Below are 17,942 nucleotides of genomic sequence, written 5' to 3' on the forward strand. Positions count from 1 at the left end.
ATGAGCACTAAAAAATATTTCGGTACCGACGGTATTCGCGGTCGTGTTGGTCAATTCCCGATCACCCCTGATTTCATGCTGAAGCTGGGATGGGCGGCAGGGATGGCCTTCCGGAAAATGGGCGCATGCCGGATTCTGGTGGGTAAGGACACGCGCATCTCGGGCTACATGTTTGAGTCGGCGCTCGAAGCCGGATTATCTGCTGCGGGTGCGGACGTGATGCTCCTTGGTCCGATGCCGACGCCGGCGATCGCTTATCTGACGCGTACATTCCATGCCGAAGCGGGCATCGTGATCAGTGCGTCGCATAATCCGCATTATGACAACGGCATCAAGTTCTTCTCCGGGCAGGGCACCAAGCTCCCTGACGAGATCGAACTGATGATCGAAGAACTGCTCGATGCACCGATGACCGTCGAGGAATCCGAAAAGCTCGGCAAGGTGTCCCGTATCAACGACGCCGCGGGCCGCTACATCGAATTCTGTAAAAGCAGTGTTCCGACCAGTACCGATTTCGACGGGCTAAAGATCGTTGTCGATTGCGCCCATGGTGCGACGTACAAGGTAGCGCCGAATGTGTTCCGTGAGCTTGGCGCCGACGTTACTGTGCTGTCGGCCGCTCCCAATGGGCTCAACATCAATGACAACTGCGGTTCCACCCACATGGGGGCGCTACAGGCTGCCGTTGTCGAGCATGGTGCTGACCTGGGCATCGGTTTCGATGGTGACGGCGACCGCGTACTGATGGTCGACCATACCGGCGCGATCGTCGATGGTGACGAACTGCTTTACATCATTGCGCGCGACCTTCAGGAGCGAGGGCAATTGCAGGGAGGCGTCGTTGGCACCCTGATGAGCAACCTCGGGCTGGAGCTGGCGCTTGCGGATCTCGACATCCCGTTCGTGCGCGCCAACGTCGGCGACCGTTATGTCATCGCCGAGCTGCTTGAGCGCGATTGGCAAGTGGGCGGCGAGAACTCGGGCCATGTCGTGTGCTTCCGGCATACCACGACGGGGGATGCGATCATTGCTGCATTGCAGGTACTGCTGTCGATGAAGCGTACCGGGCAGAGCCTGGCGCAATCGCGCGAAGGCCTTAAGAAATGCCCTCAGGTATTGATCAATGTTCGCTTTGAGGGTGGAGGTGTCGATCCGGTCAAGCACCCCGCCGTCATTGAGGCCTGTGATCGTGTGACCGCCGCCATGGCAGGGCGTGGACGTGTGCTTCTGCGCAAGTCCGGGACCGAGCCGCTGGTGCGTGTGATGGTCGAGGGCGAGGACGAAATCGTGGTGCGCGGGTATGCCGATCAACTGGCAAAACTGGTTGCTGAAGTTTGCGCCTGATTTCGGCTTGCCAGTGTTGAAACTGTTGGGTAACATCTGCGCCCACTTTGACCGACGAGGTACAGCATGCGTCGCCCTATGGTAGCTGGTAACTGGAAGATGCACGGTACCCGCGCCAGCGTCGCTGAGCTGATCGAGGGTCTTGCAAATCTCGCCCTTCCGGGTGGCGTAGATGTGGCGGTCTTCCCGCCAAGCCTGCACGTGAGTCTTGTGGTTGATTGCCTGGAAGGGCAGTCGATCTCTGTCGGTGCGCAGAATTGCGCCCCTCAGGCCGGGCAGGGCGCGTTGACTGGAGAAGTGTCGTCGACTCAGTTGGCTGATGCAGGTTGCAAGTTCGTGCTCGTGGGGCACTCGGAGCGTCGCCAGATAATGGGCGAAAGCAATGAGGTTCTGAATCGCAAGTTCGAGGCTGCTCAGGCAGCAGGCTTGATCCCGATACTGTGCATTGGTGAGACGCTCGAAGAGCGAGAAGCCGGCAAGACGCTCGAAGTGGTTGGTCAGCAGCTTGGCAGCATCATCGAAGAACTTGGTATTGGTGCTTTCGTTAATGCGGTCATTGCTTATGAGCCAGTCTGGGCAATTGGTACCGGACTGACTGCCTCGCCGGAACAGGCGCAGGAAGTGCATGCAGCGATTCGTGCGCAGTTGAAGAAAGAGAATTCTGAAGTCGCACAAGGTGTGCGTCTTCTATATGGCGGCAGCGTGAAGGCGGCCAATGCGGTCGAACTGTTCGGCATGCCGGATATCGATGGAGGCCTCATTGGTGGCGCCTCCCTGAATGCAGATGAGTTCGGTGCGATCATTCGCGCCGCGGGAAACTGAAAAAATGCTGGAAACAGTCGTAGTCGTTCTTCATCTGCTGGGTGCTCTGGGCGTTGTTGCTCTGGTTTTGCTGCAGCAGGGTAAAGGTGCTGACGCTGGCGCATCATTTGGAGCAGGTGCATCAAATACTGTGTTCGGTGGACAAGGTTCCTCTACCTTTCTCAGTAAACTTACTGCTATACTTGCCGCCTGTTTCTTCATGACCAGCTTAGGGTTAGGTTACTTTGCTAAAGAGAAAGCTCACCAGCTGACTCAAGTAGGTTTGCCAAATCCAGCGGTACTGGAAGTGAAGCAAAAGCCGGCAGCAGATGATGTTCCGGTTCTGGAAGGGCAACAGAAACCAGCTGCAGTACCTGCTGATGTTCCTGCTACACCAGAGCAGAAGTAATACCGGATTCGCAGCTGTTTTTGGGGCTGCAAAAGAGTTGTAATGCCGAGGTGGTGGAATTGGTAGACACGCAACCTTGAGGTGGTTGTGCCCATAGGGTGTAGGGGTTCGAGTCCCCTTCTCGGTACCAATTAACAAGAAAGCCCGCAGTAGCGGGCTTTCTTGTAGGTGGATGTGTCGGATTGACCCAGATTTGGATCGGTCGTATACTTCCGCCCCAGCTTTGTCGCGGGGTGGAGCAGTCTGGTAGCTCGTCGGGCTCATAACCCGAAGGTCGTTGGTTCAAATCCAGCCCCCGCAACCAGTTTTAGCGGAGCCCCTTTTCAGGGGCTTTTTGTTAGCTGGACACTTTATGACGCCGCTATTCGCAGGCGTTTTTCATGATTGGGCTTTTGCCCATTTTTTATTTGCAGCATGCACGAGGGGGTTCAGGTGTCGAGCAAGCTAGAAGAGTTGCAGGCCTTGCTGGCCCCGGTGGTCGTGGCCCTAGGCTATGAATGCTGGGGTATCGAGTATTCGTCTCAAGGGCGCCACTCGATGTTGCGCGTCTATATCGATAAAGAAGGCGGCGTGTTGGTGGACGATTGCGCGATCGTCAGCCGTCAGGTCAGCGGTATTCTGGATGTAGAAGATCCGATCAGCTCCGAATACACGCTCGAAGTTTCCTCTCCAGGCATGGAACGCCCACTGTTCACCATTGAGCAGTTTGCGGAGTTTGCCGGGGCACAAGTGAAGATAAAGCTGCGTTCACCCTTTGAAGGTCGACGCAACTTTCAAGGCCTTCTCCGCGGGGTGGAGGAGCAGGACGTCGTGGTTCAGGTTGAAGATCACGAGTTTCTGTTGCCGATCGATCTGATCGACAAAGCCAACATTATTCCCACGTTTGACTAAGACGTGCCAGATACAGCGGATCCCGCGGATCCAATGGCTTGCGAAAGGCGAGGCGTACGATGAGCAAAGAAGTACTGCTGGTTGTTGAATCGGTATCCAATGAAAAAGGCGTACCGGCCGATGTGATTTTTGAAGCGCTTGAGATAGCTCTGGCTACGGCCACCAAGAAGCGTTTTGAAGACGAAGTAGACCTGCGTGTCGAGATCAATCGTCATACAGGTGCCTATGAGACTTTCCGTCGTTGGACCGTCGTCGAAGAAGACGATCTCGACGACCCGGCGATCGAAACGTGGCCGAGCAAGGTTGCCCTGACGCATCCGGGTGCCAACGTTGGCGACGTAGTAGAAGAAAAGATCGATTCCATCGAGTTCGGCCGCATCGCCGCGCAGACTGCCAAGCAAGTCATTGTGCAGAAAGTTCGCGAAGCCGAGCGAGCTCAAGTCGTGGACGCCTATCGTGAGCGTCTGGGCGAAATCATTTCCGGCACTGTTAAAAAAGTTACACGTGACAATGTCATCGTCGACCTTGGCAACAATGCCGAAGCTCTGCTGGCGCGTGAAGACATCATTTCGCGGGAGACTTTCCGCGTAGGTGTCCGCGTCCGTGCTTTGCTCAAAGAGATCCGCACCGAAAACCGCGGCCCTCAGCTGATCCTGTCGCGTACCGCGCCGGAAATGTTGATCGAGCTGTTCCGGATTGAAGTTCCGGAAATCGCTGAAGGACTCATCGAGGTGATGGCTGCCTCTCGTGATCCTGGTTCGCGTGCAAAGATCGCAGTTCGCTCCAAGGACAAACGCATTGACCCGCAGGGCGCGTGCATCGGCATGCGTGGTTCGCGCGTGCAGGCTGTTTCCGGCGAGTTGGGCGGCGAGCGTGTGGATATCGTGCTTTGGGACGATAACCCGGCGCAGTTCGTCATCAATGCCATGTCGCCTGCCGAAGTGGCAGCGATCATCGTTGATGAAGATGCCCACGCCATGGACATCGCTGTAGGCGCAGATAACCTCGCCCAGGCGATTGGCCGCGGTGGCCAGAACGTGCGGTTGGCCAGTCAGTTGACTGGCTGGACCCTTAACGTGATGACCGAATCGGACATCCAGGCCAAGCAGCAAGCGGAAACCGGTGACATCCTGCGCAACTTTATCGACGAGCTGGAAGTCGATGAGGATCTCGCTCAGGTTCTGGTAGACGAAGGCTTCACCAGCCTGGAAGAGATTGCCTACGTACCGTTGGAAGAAATGCTCAACATCGACGGCTTTGACGAAGATACCGTCAACGAGCTTCGCGCTCGTGCCAAGGATCGTTTGTTGACTAAAGCCATCGCTACTGAGGAAAAGCTGGCAGACGCCCATCCGGCCGAAGACCTGCTCTCGCTTGAGGGTATGGACAAGGATTTGGCGATGGAACTGGCGGTGCGCGGCGTAATTACCCGCGAAGACCTGGCCGAGCAGTCTATTGACGATCTGCTCGACATCGACGGCATTGACGATGATCGTGCCGGCAAGTTGATCATGGCCGCCCGAGCCCATTGGTTCGAGTAAGTAGATGCGGCCTGAGGAGAGAAGTGCATGACGCAAGTCACGGTGAAAGAACTGGCCAAGACGGTCGACACACCGGTAGAGCGCCTGTTACAGCAGATGCGTGAGGCAGGTTTGCCGCACAACGCCGCCGAACAAGTTGTGACCGATATCGAAAAACAAGCCCTGTTGACGCACCTGAAAAGCGGTCACAAGGCCAAGGTGGAAGAGCCGCGCAAGATCACTTTGCAGCGCAAGACCACCAGTACCCTCCGCGTTGCTGGCAGCAAAAGCATCAGCGTTGAAGTACGCAAAAAGAAAGTCTTTGTTCAGCGCAGCCCGGAAGAAATCGAAGCCGAACGCAAGCGCGAGCTGGACGAACGTCGTGCGGTAGAAAATGCCGCTCGTCAAAAGGCTGAAGAAGAATCCCGTCAGCGTGCCGAAGAAGAAGCGCGCCGTCAGCCTTCGTCGGGTGCTCCTGCAACTGACGCCGTTGCGGCGCCGGCACCTGCATCGCAAGCTGCAGAGCCAGCTCGGGAAACTCCGGCTGCGGCACCTGCACCTGCACCTGCACATGTCGTTGATCGCAAGAAAGACGAACAGCGTCGCCCTGACAAACCACGCAACGACGACAACAATCGTCGCAGCGGCGGCGGTGGTGATGGCGATCGCAAGAACGCTCCGCATCGTGCGTCGGTCAAGGAAAAGGCGCCAACGCCACGCGTTGCTCCTCGTACTACCGATGAAGAAAGCGATGGCTTCCGTCGCGGCGGTCGCGGCAAGGCCAAGCTGAAGAAGCGCAACGCGCACGGTTTCCAGAGCCCTACCGGCCCTGTCGTTCGTGAAGTGAAGATCGGCGAAACCATCAGCGTGGGCGATCTCGCTCAGCAGATGTCGGTCAAAGCTGCCGAGATCATCAAGTTCATGTTCAAGCTGGGTACTCCGGCCACCATCAACCAGGTTCTGGATCAGGAAACTGCCCAGCTGGTCGCTGAAGAACTGGGCCACAAAGTGACCCTGGTCAGCGACACCGCGCTGGAAGATTCCCTGGCCGAGTCCCTGAAGTTCGAAGGTGAGACGTTCTCCCGTGCGCCGGTTGTAACGGTCATGGGTCACGTTGACCACGGTAAGACCTCGCTGCTCGACTACATCCGTCGTGCGAAGGTTGCTGCTGGCGAAGCCGGTGGTATCACTCAGCACATCGGTGCGTACCACGTAGAAACCGAGCGTGGCATGGTGACGTTCCTCGATACCCCGGGTCACGCTGCGTTTACCGCAATGCGTGCCCGCGGTGCCAAGGCGACCGACATCGTGATTCTGGTTGTCGCTGCCGACGACGGCGTAATGCCGCAGACCATCGAAGCCGTGCAACACGCCAAGGCTGCCGGTGTTCCGCTGGTTGTTGCCGTGAACAAGATCGACAAGCCGGGCGCTGACCTGGACCGTATCCGCAGTGAACTGTCGGTTCACGGCGTGACGTCTGAAGAGTGGGGCGGCGAGACACCTTTCGTCTCGGTCTCCGCGAAGATGGGTACCGGCGTTGACGAGCTGCTTGAAGCCGTTCTGCTGCAGGCCGAAGTTCTGGAATTGATGGCAACGCCATCGGCTCCGGGTCGTGGTGTTGTAGTTGAATCGCGTCTGGACAAGGGCCGCGGCCCGGTTGCGACTGTTCTGGTTCAGGACGGTACGCTGCGTCAGGGCGACATGGTTCTGGTTGGCTCCAACTACGGTCGCGTTCGGGCGATGCTCGACGAGAACGGCAAGCCAATCAAAGAAGCCGGTCCGTCGATCCCTGTCGAGATTCTCGGCCTGGACGGTACGCCGGACGCTGGCGACGAGATGAGCGTTGTTGCCGACGAGAAGAAAGCCCGTGAAGTGGCTCTGTTCCGTCAAGGCAAGTTCCGCGAAGTCAAGCTGGCCCGCGCTCACGCTGGCAAGCTGGAAAACATCTTCGAGAACATGGGTCAGGAAGAGAAGAAGACGCTCAACATCGTCCTCAAATCCGATGTCCGTGGTTCTCTGGAAGCGTTGCAGGGTGCATTGAATGGCCTGGGTAACGACGAAGTGCAAGTGCGTGTAGTGGGCGGCGGTGTCGGTGGTATCACCGAAAGCGACGCCAACCTGGCACTGGCCTCCAACGCTGTACTGTTCGGCTTCAACGTGCGTGCCGATGCTGGCGCGCGCAAGATCGTCGAGCAGGAAGGTCTGGATATGCGTTACTACAACGTCATCTACGACATCATCGAAGACGTCAAGAAGGCCCTTACCGGCATGCTTGGCAGCGACGTTCGGGAGAACATCCTGGGTATCGCTGAAGTCCGCGACGTGTTCCGCTCGCCGAAATTCGGCGCGATCGCAGGTTGCATGGTCATTGAAGGCGTTGTCTTCCGTAACCGTCCAATCCGTGTGCTGCGTGAGGACATCGTTATCTTCGAAGGCGAGCTGGAATCCCTGCGCCGCTTCAAGGATGACGCTTCCGAAGTACGTGCCGGCATGGAGTGCGGTATTGGCGTCAAGAGCTACAACGACGTCAAGGTCGGGGACAAGATCGAAGTCTTCGAGAAGGTCCAAGTGGCTCGCAGCCTCTAAATCGCGAGCTTCAGGAGTCATGGCAGGCGCAGCATGAAAATGCCCCGCACCGGTCATGGACTCTAAACGCAACGCCCGGTCCGGCTCTCGCCAGGCCGGGCGTTTGCCGCTTTCAGACCACATGGCTTTTGCCATGGGTCAGCAGTGACAGGTAACAAGACATGGCAAAAGAATACAGCCGTACCCAGCGTATCGGCGATCAGATGCAGCGTGAGCTGGCACAGCTGATCCGTCGTGAAATCAAAGACCCCCGCGTGGGGCTGGTCACCATCACCGCCGTCGATGTCAGCCGTGACGTTGGCCACGCGAAAATCTTCATGACCGTGATGGGGCAGGACAGCGCCGAAGAAATCGCGCAGTCGATCAAGGTGCTCAATGCTGCTGCAGGCTTCCTGCGCATGCAGCTGGCGCGTGAGATGAAGCTGCGCAGCGTTCCGCAACTGCATTTCCATTACGACGAAAGCGTTGCCCGTGGCGCGCATTTGTCGGCATTGATCGAGCGTGCAGTGGCTGAAGACGGTCAGCACCAGGCGCCCAAGCAAGACGGTCCGGAGGAATAAGGCGTGGCTCAGGTCAAGCGTATTCGCCGTAACGTCAGCGGTATCATCCTGCTCGACAAGCCGCTGGGCTTCACGTCCAACGCCGCGCTGCAAAAAGTGCGCTGGTTGCTCAACGCAGAAAAAGCCGGCCATACGGGCAGTCTTGATCCGCTGGCAACCGGCGTTTTGCCGCTGTGTTTCGGTGAGGCGACCAAGTTTTCCCAGTATCTGCTCGATTCCGACAAGGGTTATGAAACCCTGATGCAGCTCGGCAAGACCACCACTACGGCCGATGCCGAGGGTGAGGTTTTGCAGACGCGGCCTGTGACCGTTGGTCGCTCGGATATCGAAGCGGTGCTTCCGGCATTTCGCGGGGATATCAGTCAGATACCGCCGATGTACTCCGCCCTCAAGCGGGATGGTCAGCCGTTATACAAGCTGGCCCGGGCAGGGGAAGTGGTGGAGCGCGAACCGCGTTCTGTTACTATTGCGCGCCTGGAATTATTGGCGTGCGAAGGTGACACCGCTCGTTTGGCTGTCGACTGCACCAAAGGCACCTATATCCGGACCCTCGTGGAAGATATCGGTGAAAAGCTGGGCTGCGGTGCTTACGTCGCCCAGTTGCGTCGTACCCAGGCCGGCCCCTTCACGCTGGCCCAGACGGTAACGCTGGAAGAGCTGGAAGCGGTGCATGCCGAAGGCGGGAACGAAGCAGTTGATCGCTTCCTGATGCCATCGGACAGCGGTTTGCTGGACTGGCCGCTGCTGCAGTTCTCGGAGCACAGTTCGTTTTACTGGCTGCATGGTCAGCCAGTAAGAGCCCCCGACGCGCCGAAGTTTGGCATGGTGCGGGTGCAAGATCATGAAGGGCGCTTCATCGGTATCGGTGAAGTGAGTGAAGACGGGCGCATTGCGCCTCGTCGACTGATTCGGTCAGAGTGACCGGACCCGTCGCGGCAGGGTTTCCTGGCACGGCGGTACGAGGGTGGCTGTTAACAGGCATGGTCACTCCTCACATTTAAATACGAGAGTCAGCTCTCGGCCTGTTGAAGCCGTCTCCCCGGAGCGGTTTCTTGATAAAAGGAATGCCCACATGGCACTCAGCGTTGAAGATAAAGCTCAGATCGTAACCGACTACCAGCAAGCTGTTGGTGATACTGGTTCGCCAGAAGTGCAAGTTGCACTGCTGACCGCCAACATCAACAAACTGCAAGGCCACTTCAAGGCCAACGGCAAGGACCACCACTCCCGTCGTGGTCTGATCCGTATGGTAAACCAGCGTCGCAAGCTGCTGGATTACCTGAAAGGTAAGGACGTTAGCCGTTACAGCGCCCTGATCGGTCGTCTGGGTCTGCGTCGCTAATAACGACTCGGATAGAGGTTGGCTGGTCGTCATGTTCCGCTGGTTTTACCAGTGGGCTGGCGGCCTCCCAGCCTCTAGTTGTATCTGGACTGCCGAAGGGTCCGATTCCCCTCGCTGCCCAAGAATTCGCAAGAAACCAGTTCCCCAAGAGCCACAAAGAAGGTAGGAAACCGTGAACCCGGTAATCAAGAAATTTCAATTCGGTCAATCGACCGTAACCCTCGAGACTGGCCGTATCGCCCGTCAAGCTTCTGGTGCTGTATTGGTCACCGTTGACGACGACGTCACCGTTCTCGTGACTGTGGTCGGCGCCAAGCATGCAGACGCAAGCAAAGGCTTTTTCCCTCTTTCCGTTCACTACCAGGAAAAGACCTACGCCGCTGGCAAGATCCCTGGTGGTTTCTTCAAGCGTGAAGGCCGTCCTTCCGAAAAAGAAACACTGACCTCGCGTTTGATCGACCGTCCGATCCGCCCACTGTTTCCAGAAGGCTTCATGAACGAAGTGCAGGTTGTCTGCACCGTCGTCTCCACCAGCAAGAAAACCGATCCGGATGTCGCGGCGATGATCGGTACTTCGGCTGCCCTGGCCATCTCCGGCATTCCATTCGACGGCCCGATCGGTGCCGCGCGCGTTGCGTTCCACGAGAGCACCGGCTACCTGCTGAACCCGACTTACGAGCAGCTGAAAGCATCGAGCCTGGACATGATCGTTGCCGGTACCGAAGAAGCGGTACTGATGGTTGAATCGGAAGCCAAAGAACTGACCGAAGACCAGATGCTGGGCGCCGTGCTGTTCGCCCACGACGAATTCCAGTCGGTCATCAAGGCCGTTAAAGAGCTGGCGGCCGAAGCTGCCAAGCCAACCTGGAACTGGGCGCCGAAAGCTGAAGCCACTGAACTGCTAGGCGCCATCCGCTCCGAGTTCGGTGCAGCGATCTCCGAGGCCTACACCATCACCGTCAAGGCCGATCGTTATGCTCGCCTGGGTGAGCTGAAGGATCAGATCGTTGCCAAGCTGGCTGTTGAAGACGGCAGCCCGTCCGCCAGCGAAGTCAAAGCCGCATTTGGCGAAATCGAATACCGCACCGTTCGCGAAAACATTGTTAACGGCAAGCCGCGCATCGACGGTCGCGACACCAAGACTGTTCGTCCACTGAACATCGAAGTCGGCGTTCTGCCGAAGACTCACGGTTCGGCGCTGTTCACCCGTGGCGAAACTCAGGCACTGGTTGTGGCCACCCTGGGTACCGCCCGTGACGCTCAGTTGCTCGATACCCTTGAGGGCGAGAAGAAAGACCCGTTCATGCTGCACTACAACTTCCCTCCGTTCTCGGTGGGCGAGTGTGGTCGCATGGGTGGCGCAGGTCGTCGTGAAATCGGTCACGGCCGTCTGGCCCGCCGTTCGGTTCAGGCCATGCTGCCTGCTGCCGACGTGTTCCCTTACACCATCCGTGTTGTGTCGGAAATCACCGAGTCCAACGGTTCCAGCTCCATGGCTTCGGTCTGTGGTGCTTCGCTGGCCCTGATGGACGCTGGTGTTCCAATGAAGGCCCCGGTTGCCGGTATCGCCATGGGTCTGGTTAAAGAAGGCGAGAAGTTCGCCATCCTGACCGACATCCTGGGTGACGAAGACCACTTGGGCGACATGGACTTCAAAGTGGCCGGTACCGCCAAAGGTGTGACCGCGCTGCAGATGGACATCAAGATCAAGGGCATCACCGAAGAGATCATGGAGATCGCTTTGGGTCAGGCGCTGGAAGCACGTCTGAACATCCTGGGTCAGATGAACACCATCATTGGTCAGTCGCGCACCGAGCTGTCGGAAAACGCACCGACCATGATCGCGATGAAGATCGACACCGACAAGATCCGCGACGTGATCGGCAAAGGCGGCGCGACCATCCGCGCCATCTGCGAAGAGACAAAGGCGTCGATCGACATCGAAGACGACGGGTCGATCAAGATCTTTGGCGAAACCAAGGAAGCAGCTGAAGCTGCACGTCAGCGCGTTCTGGGTATCACCGCTGAAGCCGAGATCGGCAAGATCTACGTCGGCAAGGTTGAGCGCATCGTCGACTTCGGCGCGTTCGTTAACATCCTGCCGGGCAAAGACGGTCTGGTGCACATCTCCATGTTGAGCGACGCTCGCGTAGAGAAAGTCACCGACATCTTGAAAGAAGGTCAGGAAGTCGAAGTACTGGTGCTGGACGTGGACAACCGCGGTCGCATCAAGCTGTCGATCAAAGACGTCGCAGCTGCCAAGGCGTCGGGGGTTTAACCCGCGCTCCCGCTGCTGTTAAAGAAGAGCCCTTTGGGGCTCTTTTTTTTGAGCGCAATTAAGGGCTTAGCGACGAAATCCTTGGCTGGGCGTCCCGTCAGAACATGCATCTTGCAAGCGGAACTTTCCCAAAGCGGGCAATCTGCACGACAGCAGTGGATCCTTAAAAATATAAGCTATTGATTTATATAGTAATTATTTGAATCAGGGGGTTGGCACAGCGCTTGCGACATATAGGTAACCCTGCAGCCAACCAGATTGGCGCAGATTCTGAGAAAAACAGGAGTTACCCGTATGAAGAAGTTCGCTATTGCTGCTGCTACCGCCACTGCTCTGACTCTGACTATGGCCAACGTAGCCATGGCTCAGACCTCTGCACAAGCTCCAATGACTGTTGCTGCAAACGAAGTTGCCAAAACCAAAGAAGCTACTTCGGACACTTGGATCACCACCAAGGTCAAATCTGATCTGCTGACCGAGAAAGGCATCCCAGGCTCGGACATCAAGGTTGAAACCAACAAAGGCGTGGTTTCCCTGTCGTCGACTGTTGCTGTTACCGAAGCACAGAAAACTACCGCTGTAGCTATCACCAAGAAAATCAAAGGCGTGAAAGCTGTTTCGGCTGATGGCCTGAAAGCTGAGTAATTACATTCGATCGAACCTGTGCAATAGCCTGCTGACAGTGTGAAAGTCGTCAGCCGACTGATTCAAGGTTCATGCGAAAGGCCACAAGGATGTGGTCAACAAAAGCCCCGGCGCTCGCGTCGGGGCTTTTTTTATGCCCTGATTTCCGCGCGTCTTCCTGACTGTCTCACCCATGAAGGAGGTATTTGACATACTCTCGGCGCGCTCGCTGCGTTACTCTGCAGGGCGCGTTGCTATCCAAATGAGGTGGTAGAGCCTATCCAACCGGGATGAATGGAATAAGCTGAGCACATTAATTGCATATCCCGCAGCCCATTGTTAAATGGGTGGTGAATCTACCCACCCCTTAACGCTTTGATGACTTGTCATCAGCTACAGTCTGGCGTGAGTCTTTGCTCACCTAGTTGTGACAACGCTGTACACCGGGCCAAGCCTGAAACTCTTTTGCTGTGAGAAGTAGATGCCCACGATTCCCTTACTGATTTGCGACGACTCCAACATGGCGCGCAAACAACTGATGAAGGCCCTGCCGCCCGAGTGGGATGTGTCAGTGACCACGGCGACCAACGGCCGTGAGGGGATCGAGGCGATTCGTCAGGGTCTGGGCCGCGTGGTATTGCTCGATTTGACAATGCCGGACATGGACGGCTACCAGACGTTGGCCGCCATCCGCGCGGAAAGCCTGCAGACCAGCGTCATCGTCGTCTCCGGTGACGTACAGGAAGAGGCGGTGCGCCGTACCCTCGAACTGGGCGCGCTCGCCTTTCTGAAAAAGCCGGCCGACCCGGATCAACTGCAGCAGACCCTCAAGCGGCTAGGCCTGTTGGGGGAGAGCGCCAATCAGTCGCTGGCCCCGGCGTCGATCTTCGACCAGTCGGCCATCAGTTTCAATGACGCGTTCCGCGAAACCGTGAACGTCGCAATGGGCCGCGCGGCCGCTTTGCTGGCGAGGGTATTGGGCGTATTCGTGCGGCTGCCGGTGCCCAACGTCAATATGCTGGAGGTGGGCGAGTTGCACATGGCGCTGGCCGATGCCCAGGCCAACGACCGGCTCACGGCGGTGTGTCAGGGTTATATCGGTGGCGGGATCGCAGGCGAAGCGCTGTTGTTGTTTCATGATTCGGAAATCGCCGACATGGCGCAGCTGATGAAGATCGATGACGCCGACTACTCCGACATGGAGATGTTGCTGGATCTGTCTTCGATCCTGATCGGTGCCTGTCTGAGCGGCATTGCCGAGCAGCTAGACATCGCATTTTCCCAGAGCCACCCTCAAGTGCTGGGTTTGCACAGTGGCATTGAAGAGCTGATCAGTCTCAACGAGCGGCGCTGGAAGAAGACGCTGGCTGTGGAGATCAGTTACAGCCTGGAGGGCTATAACATCCATTTCGATCTGTTGATGTTGTTCACCGAAGACTCGGCCGAGCTGCTTTCGCGGAAACTCGCCCACATGATGAGCTGATTCATGAACGATCGTATCGATTTCAAGGAATTGCACTGGCTGCTCACCGTGACGCAGAGCATCGACGTCGGCGTGGTGGTGCTGGATCAGGAATACCGGGTGCAGGTCTGGAACACCTTCATGGAGAACCGTTCCGGAATACTGTCTTACGAAGCGTCGACCCGTTCGTTCTTTTCGTTGTTCCCGGAGATCAACGAACGCTGGCTGAGAAACAAGATCGACAGCGTGATTACCCTTGGTACGCCAGCGTTCACGATCTGGGAACAGCGCCCTTTTCTGGTTCATTTCAAGAGTTATCAGCCCATCACCGGGCAAGAAGACTTCATGTACCAGAACACCACGATGTATCCGCTGCGCTCGACGACCGGCGCGGTGACCCATGTCTGCCTGGTGATCTACGACGTCACCGATGTGGCGACGAACCGTCTGCAATTGCAGGCGGCCAACCGCGAGCTGCAGAAGCTGTCGAGCACCGACCGCCTGACCAGCCTGTACAACCGCGGCCACTGGGAAGAAGCGCTGCGTCTGGAGCATGCGCGGCATGTGCGTTACGGCACCAGTGCAGCGTTGGTGATGTTCGACATTGATCACTTCAAACGCGTTAACGACACTTACGGGCACCAATGCGGCGACCGGGTGATCCAGCGGGTGGCGGACGTGGTCCGTGAGCACATCCGCGACGCTGACATTGCCGGCCGTTACGGCGGCGAAGAGTTTGCAGTGTTGCTGCCCGACACCGACAGGCAAGGTGGCGCCATGTTCGCCGAGCGTCTGCGCGTCGCCGTCGAGGCGCTGGAGGTCATGCATGAAGGCGAAGCCATTCATTGCACGATCAGCCTGGGCGTCGCTGACATGACCTCGCCGATGGACGACCACAAGATGCTCATCGAGCGCGCAGATCAAGCGCTGTACGAATCCAAAAAGAACGGGCGCAATCGCGTGTCGGTGGATGCCTCGGATTGAAGGTGCCAACGTAGGACTGCCTCGACGGCGGTCCTCGGCCCTTGGGACAACTCCGCGAAATCGCTGAGCATGCGATTTCTGTCGGAGCCGGCTCCTGCAAGGTGGTGCCCAGTCACCACCGTGCGCCAGGCATCACGGTTGCCGTGCCACCTGATCACCTCAGATCTGCGGCACATCCTCCTGCAAACCCTTATCTTTCCAGGTCCCGAGTGATCGACGCAGTCGGCTGGCCAGCGAGCTGCTGCCGTGCACGTTGTGGTAGTGGAACACCGCCGTGGCGCGCAGTGCGTCTTCGGCCACGGGCATATTGGTGTGCAGTGAGCGATAGCCCCAGAACAGGTACAGGTGGCCGGGTTGCATGGCGATCCGCGTAAAGGCGTTCTCATCCTTCGCGACTTTGCTCCTGAGATGGCGCTGCACCCAGCCGTTGTCCACTAGCACCTTGTCGAGCAAGTTGGTGAAGTAGGAGCGGCGGATCGGCCGACGGTTGGGCAGCATCAGCAGGTCGCCGCGTTCTCCGCTGGTGGGCATGCAGACCGGCATGATGGTAGTCAGCACGAACGAGTCGTAGTGGAAGATCAGGGATTCGCGGCGCCCGCCGCTGCCGGTCAGACAGCGCAATGTCTGGGTCATGCCATTGTCCCTTGAGCGCTCACCGGTGACGCCCTCGACGATGCGTCGGCATAAATCGATGAAGTCCGGCGACGTGCCCCATTCATGAAGCGGCGTGCCTTGCACGGCCTTTGGGCCTGAGAGGGCCACGTAATCGTTGCCGCAATCGGCAACAGTACGGGCCACCAGTGCTTGCAGTGATTCGAGTTGAGAGGGGCTGGCCCAGTTTGGCAGGACGGCGTATCCGTTACTGTCGATGGCCTTGATCAAGTCCTGGACCTGAACTTCCGAAAAAGTCGTGTAGGGCATGTGGCGGTAACCTCATAGCGTGGACCGAGGAACGAAGAAGCCCATCGGACCTACTGCTTGAGATGTGCCGTTTCAGCCGGGCGAGGCCAGAGCCTAGCACCTAGCACAACGTTATCCACGTGCAAGGAAGGAATATTTCCAAATGTTTATTTTCATGTGAGAAATCGCTGTTTTCTGTCCGTTTCTGAAACAGATCGACGCAGATCGCCCGATTTAGGCGCGCGATGAAGCGTAACAAGTTTGTGTCACTGAATATGTCGAATCCCTTTTCGTCGTTGAGACAGGCGACGATGTCTACGTGGACCACTAAGCAAAACGCCCTCGGAAAGAGGGCGTTTTCTCAGCGCTTTCGACTCGCGTGATTTACAGCACCACGCTTGGCAGCCACAGCGAGATCGCAGGGATGTACGTCACCGCCATCAGTACCAGGAACAGCGCCACATAGAACGGCAGCAGCGCTTTCACCGTGGCCTCGATCGTCACCTTGCCGACTGCAGCGCCGACGAAGAGCACAGCCCCCACAGGCGGCGTTATCAGACCGATGCCGAGATTGACCAGCATGATCATCCCGAAGTGCACCGGATCGACGCCGATACCGACGATCACCGGCAAAAGTATCGGGGTGAGGATGAGGATCAGCGGCGCCATGTCCATCACCGTGCCCAGCAGCAGCAACATGACGTTGATGCACATCAGGATCACGTAGCGGTTGTCCGACAGCGTCAGGAACGCTGTGGTGATCTTCATCGGGATTTCCATCAGCGTCAGGATGTAACCGAAGCTGGCGGCGAAACCGATCAGGATCATCACGATGGACACCGTGCGCACGGCCCGATGCATCAGCTTGGGGAGGTCACGCCACTTGTAATCGCGGTAGATGAACATGGTCACGAAGAACGCCCACAGCACAGCGATCGCAGCGGACTCGGTGGCGGTAAACACGCCCGACAGGATACCGCCGAGGATGATCACCATCGCCATCATGCCCCACAGGGCTTCACCGGCAATTTTCAGCGCCTTGCGCAGCGGGATCACTTCGCCCTTCGGGTAATTACGCTTACGGGCGAAGATCATGCACAGCACCATCAACACGGCGCTGAGCAGCAGACCCGGCATGATCCCGGCCATGAACAGCGAGGCGATCGACACCGTTCCGCCGGCGGCCAGCGAATACAGCACCGAGTTGTGGCTGGGGGGGGTGAGCAACGCTTGCACCGAGCCACTCACCGTCACCGCGGTGGAGAAGTCCCGGGGATAGCCGTTGCGCTCCATCTCCGGAATCAGCACCGAACCCACCGACGCCGTGTCGGCCACCGACGAGCCGGAGATGGCGCCGAAGAACGTCGAGGCGACGATGTTCACCAGCGACAGCCCGCCGCGCACGAAGCCGACCAGAACACCGGCGAACGCCACCAGACGCCGTGACATCCCGCCTTCGGCCATGATCGCGCCGGCCAGCACGAAGAACGGGATCGCCAGCAGCGAGAACTTGTTCACGCCGCCCGCGACCTGAATCATCAGTGCGTCGAAAGGGATCTCGATCCACCACGCACCGATCAGCGCAGACAGGCCCAGGGCGAATGCCACCGGCATGCCGACCAGGATCAGTGCGATGAAGCTGCCCAACAGAATAAATGCGTCCATCATGCTGCCTCTTCGCTGGATTCGACCACGTCGTAACTCACCACCCGACGGTGACGCTGGTCCCCCAGGAACAGTTTCTCCAGGACGAAGATCAACGTCAGTGCGCCACCGATGGGAATCGGCAGGTAGGAAATCCCAACCCGCAATGACGGCATCTCGCCCAGAAACTGGTTCTAGGTACTCAGGCACAGCTTCATGCCCTTGACCGCCATGAATACGCACACCACGGCCATGAGGATTTGCACCAGCACAGCGGCGGCATTACGCGCGGCTTCCGGCAGGCGGTCAGTGGCCATATTCACGGCCATGTGAGCGCCGGCCCGGTAACTGGCGGCGGCGCCAAAGAAGGTGAACACCACCATCAGCAGAATGGCGGTGGGTTCCGGCCAGCTAGAGCCGGTACCCAGGACGTAGCGGGTGAAGATGCCCCACGGGATGATCAGCGCCATGGTCAGCATCGACAGGCCCGCGATCCCGATGCAGAGGCGATACAGTGCGTCATTGAAACGCAGAATCGTGTTTTTCATAGGCTCACCACAACAACGGTGAGCGGCGTTGGCCGCCACCGCAGTGCTA

Annotated in this window: 15 protein-coding genes, 2 tRNA genes and 1 pseudogene; 15 read left to right on the forward strand and 3 right to left on the reverse strand. The window is 57.9% G+C overall.

All coding sequences use genetic code 11. The annotated features are described in order from the left end of the window. From glmM to BMY98_RS10710, 15 genes are all read left to right on the forward strand, one after another. A complete protein-coding gene (glmM, locus tag BMY98_RS10640; protein WP_074888483.1) occupies positions 1 to 1,344 on the forward strand; it encodes a phosphoglucosamine mutase in 1,344 nt (447 codons plus the stop codon). Positions 1,345 to 1,410: 66 nt separating this feature from the next. Next, positions 1,411 to 2,166, forward strand: a complete 756-nt coding sequence (tpiA, locus tag BMY98_RS10645) for a triose-phosphate isomerase (protein WP_074888486.1) — start codon at positions 1,411 to 1,413, stop codon at positions 2,164 to 2,166. Positions 2,167 to 2,170: 4 nt separating this feature from the next. Beyond that, positions 2,171 to 2,554, forward strand: a complete 384-nt coding sequence (gene secG, locus BMY98_RS10650; RefSeq protein WP_074888489.1) for a preprotein translocase subunit SecG — start codon at positions 2,171 to 2,173, stop codon at positions 2,552 to 2,554. 44 nt (positions 2,555 to 2,598) lie between these two features. Further along, positions 2,599 to 2,684 (forward strand) — tRNA-Leu (locus BMY98_RS10655). A gap of 97 nt (positions 2,685 to 2,781) precedes the next feature. Then, positions 2,782 to 2,858 (forward strand) — tRNA-Met (locus BMY98_RS10660). A 128-nt stretch (positions 2,859 to 2,986) separates the two neighbouring features. Continuing rightward, positions 2,987 to 3,445: a ribosome maturation factor RimP gene (rimP, locus tag BMY98_RS10665; RefSeq protein WP_074888710.1), complete on the forward strand. Its 459-nt coding sequence runs from the start codon at positions 2,987 to 2,989 to the stop codon at positions 3,443 to 3,445. A gap of 59 nt (positions 3,446 to 3,504) precedes the next feature. Next, positions 3,505 to 4,986, forward strand: coding sequence for a transcription termination factor NusA (gene nusA / locus BMY98_RS10670; protein ID WP_074888492.1), 1,482 nt, complete (start codon positions 3,505 to 3,507; stop codon positions 4,984 to 4,986). Positions 4,987 to 5,013: 27 nt separating this feature from the next. Next, entirely contained in the window at positions 5,014 to 7,551 is a 2,538-nt protein-coding gene (infB, locus tag BMY98_RS10675; protein ID WP_074888495.1) for a translation initiation factor IF-2, read from the forward strand. Between the two features lie 161 nt (positions 7,552 to 7,712). Continuing rightward, entirely contained in the window at positions 7,713 to 8,111 is a 399-nt protein-coding gene (gene rbfA, locus BMY98_RS10680; protein WP_074888499.1) for a 30S ribosome-binding factor RbfA, read from the forward strand. Positions 8,112 to 8,114: 3 nt separating this feature from the next. Next, the gene (truB, locus tag BMY98_RS10685) at positions 8,115 to 9,032 is read left to right on the forward strand and encodes a tRNA pseudouridine(55) synthase TruB (protein ID WP_074888502.1); all 918 of its coding nucleotides are present in this window, start codon (positions 8,115 to 8,117) and stop codon (positions 9,030 to 9,032) included. 151 nt (positions 9,033 to 9,183) lie between these two features. Continuing rightward, positions 9,184 to 9,453 carry a 30S ribosomal protein S15 gene (rpsO, locus tag BMY98_RS10690; protein WP_037015114.1) on the forward strand — a complete coding sequence of 90 codons (270 nt, stop codon included), beginning with the start codon at positions 9,184 to 9,186 and terminating at the stop codon, positions 9,451 to 9,453. 172 nt (positions 9,454 to 9,625) lie between these two features. Next, positions 9,626 to 11,731 (forward strand): polyribonucleotide nucleotidyltransferase, encoded by a 2,106-nt coding sequence (gene pnp, locus BMY98_RS10695; RefSeq protein ID WP_074888505.1) that lies wholly within the window; start codon positions 9,626 to 9,628, stop codon positions 11,729 to 11,731. A gap of 294 nt (positions 11,732 to 12,025) precedes the next feature. After that, positions 12,026 to 12,376, forward strand: coding sequence for a BON domain-containing protein (locus BMY98_RS10700; RefSeq protein ID WP_074888508.1), 351 nt, complete (start codon positions 12,026 to 12,028; stop codon positions 12,374 to 12,376). 460 nt (positions 12,377 to 12,836) lie between these two features. Further along, positions 12,837 to 13,838, forward strand: coding sequence for a response regulator (locus BMY98_RS10705; RefSeq protein ID WP_074888511.1), 1,002 nt, complete (start codon positions 12,837 to 12,839; stop codon positions 13,836 to 13,838). A gap of 3 nt (positions 13,839 to 13,841) precedes the next feature. After that, positions 13,842 to 14,801, forward strand: coding sequence for a sensor domain-containing diguanylate cyclase (locus BMY98_RS10710; protein WP_074888514.1), 960 nt, complete (start codon positions 13,842 to 13,844; stop codon positions 14,799 to 14,801). A 159-nt stretch (positions 14,802 to 14,960) separates the two neighbouring features. Here the strand turns inward: BMY98_RS10710 and BMY98_RS10715 are convergent, their stop codons facing one another. From BMY98_RS10715 to BMY98_RS10725, 3 genes and pseudogenes are all read right to left on the reverse strand, one after another. Further along, positions 14,961 to 15,722 (reverse strand): hypothetical protein, encoded by a 762-nt coding sequence (locus BMY98_RS10715; RefSeq protein WP_074888517.1) that lies wholly within the window; start codon positions 15,720 to 15,722, stop codon positions 14,961 to 14,963. 363 nt (positions 15,723 to 16,085) lie between these two features. Further along, complete coding sequence (locus BMY98_RS10720) at positions 16,086 to 17,366, reverse strand: TRAP transporter large permease (protein ID WP_074888520.1); 1,281 nt, start codon at positions 17,364 to 17,366, stop codon at positions 16,086 to 16,088. Continuing rightward, a pseudogene (locus BMY98_RS10725) lies at positions 17,366 to 17,893 on the reverse strand (TRAP transporter small permease). The gene BMY98_RS10720 and the pseudogene BMY98_RS10725 overlap by 1 nt, the downstream one beginning before the upstream one ends. Positions 17,894 to 17,942: the final 49 nt, after the last annotated feature.

The organism is Pseudomonas graminis (genome assembly GCF_900111735.1).
GTDB classification, from domain to species: Bacteria; Pseudomonadota; Gammaproteobacteria; order Pseudomonadales; family Pseudomonadaceae; genus Aquipseudomonas; species Aquipseudomonas graminis.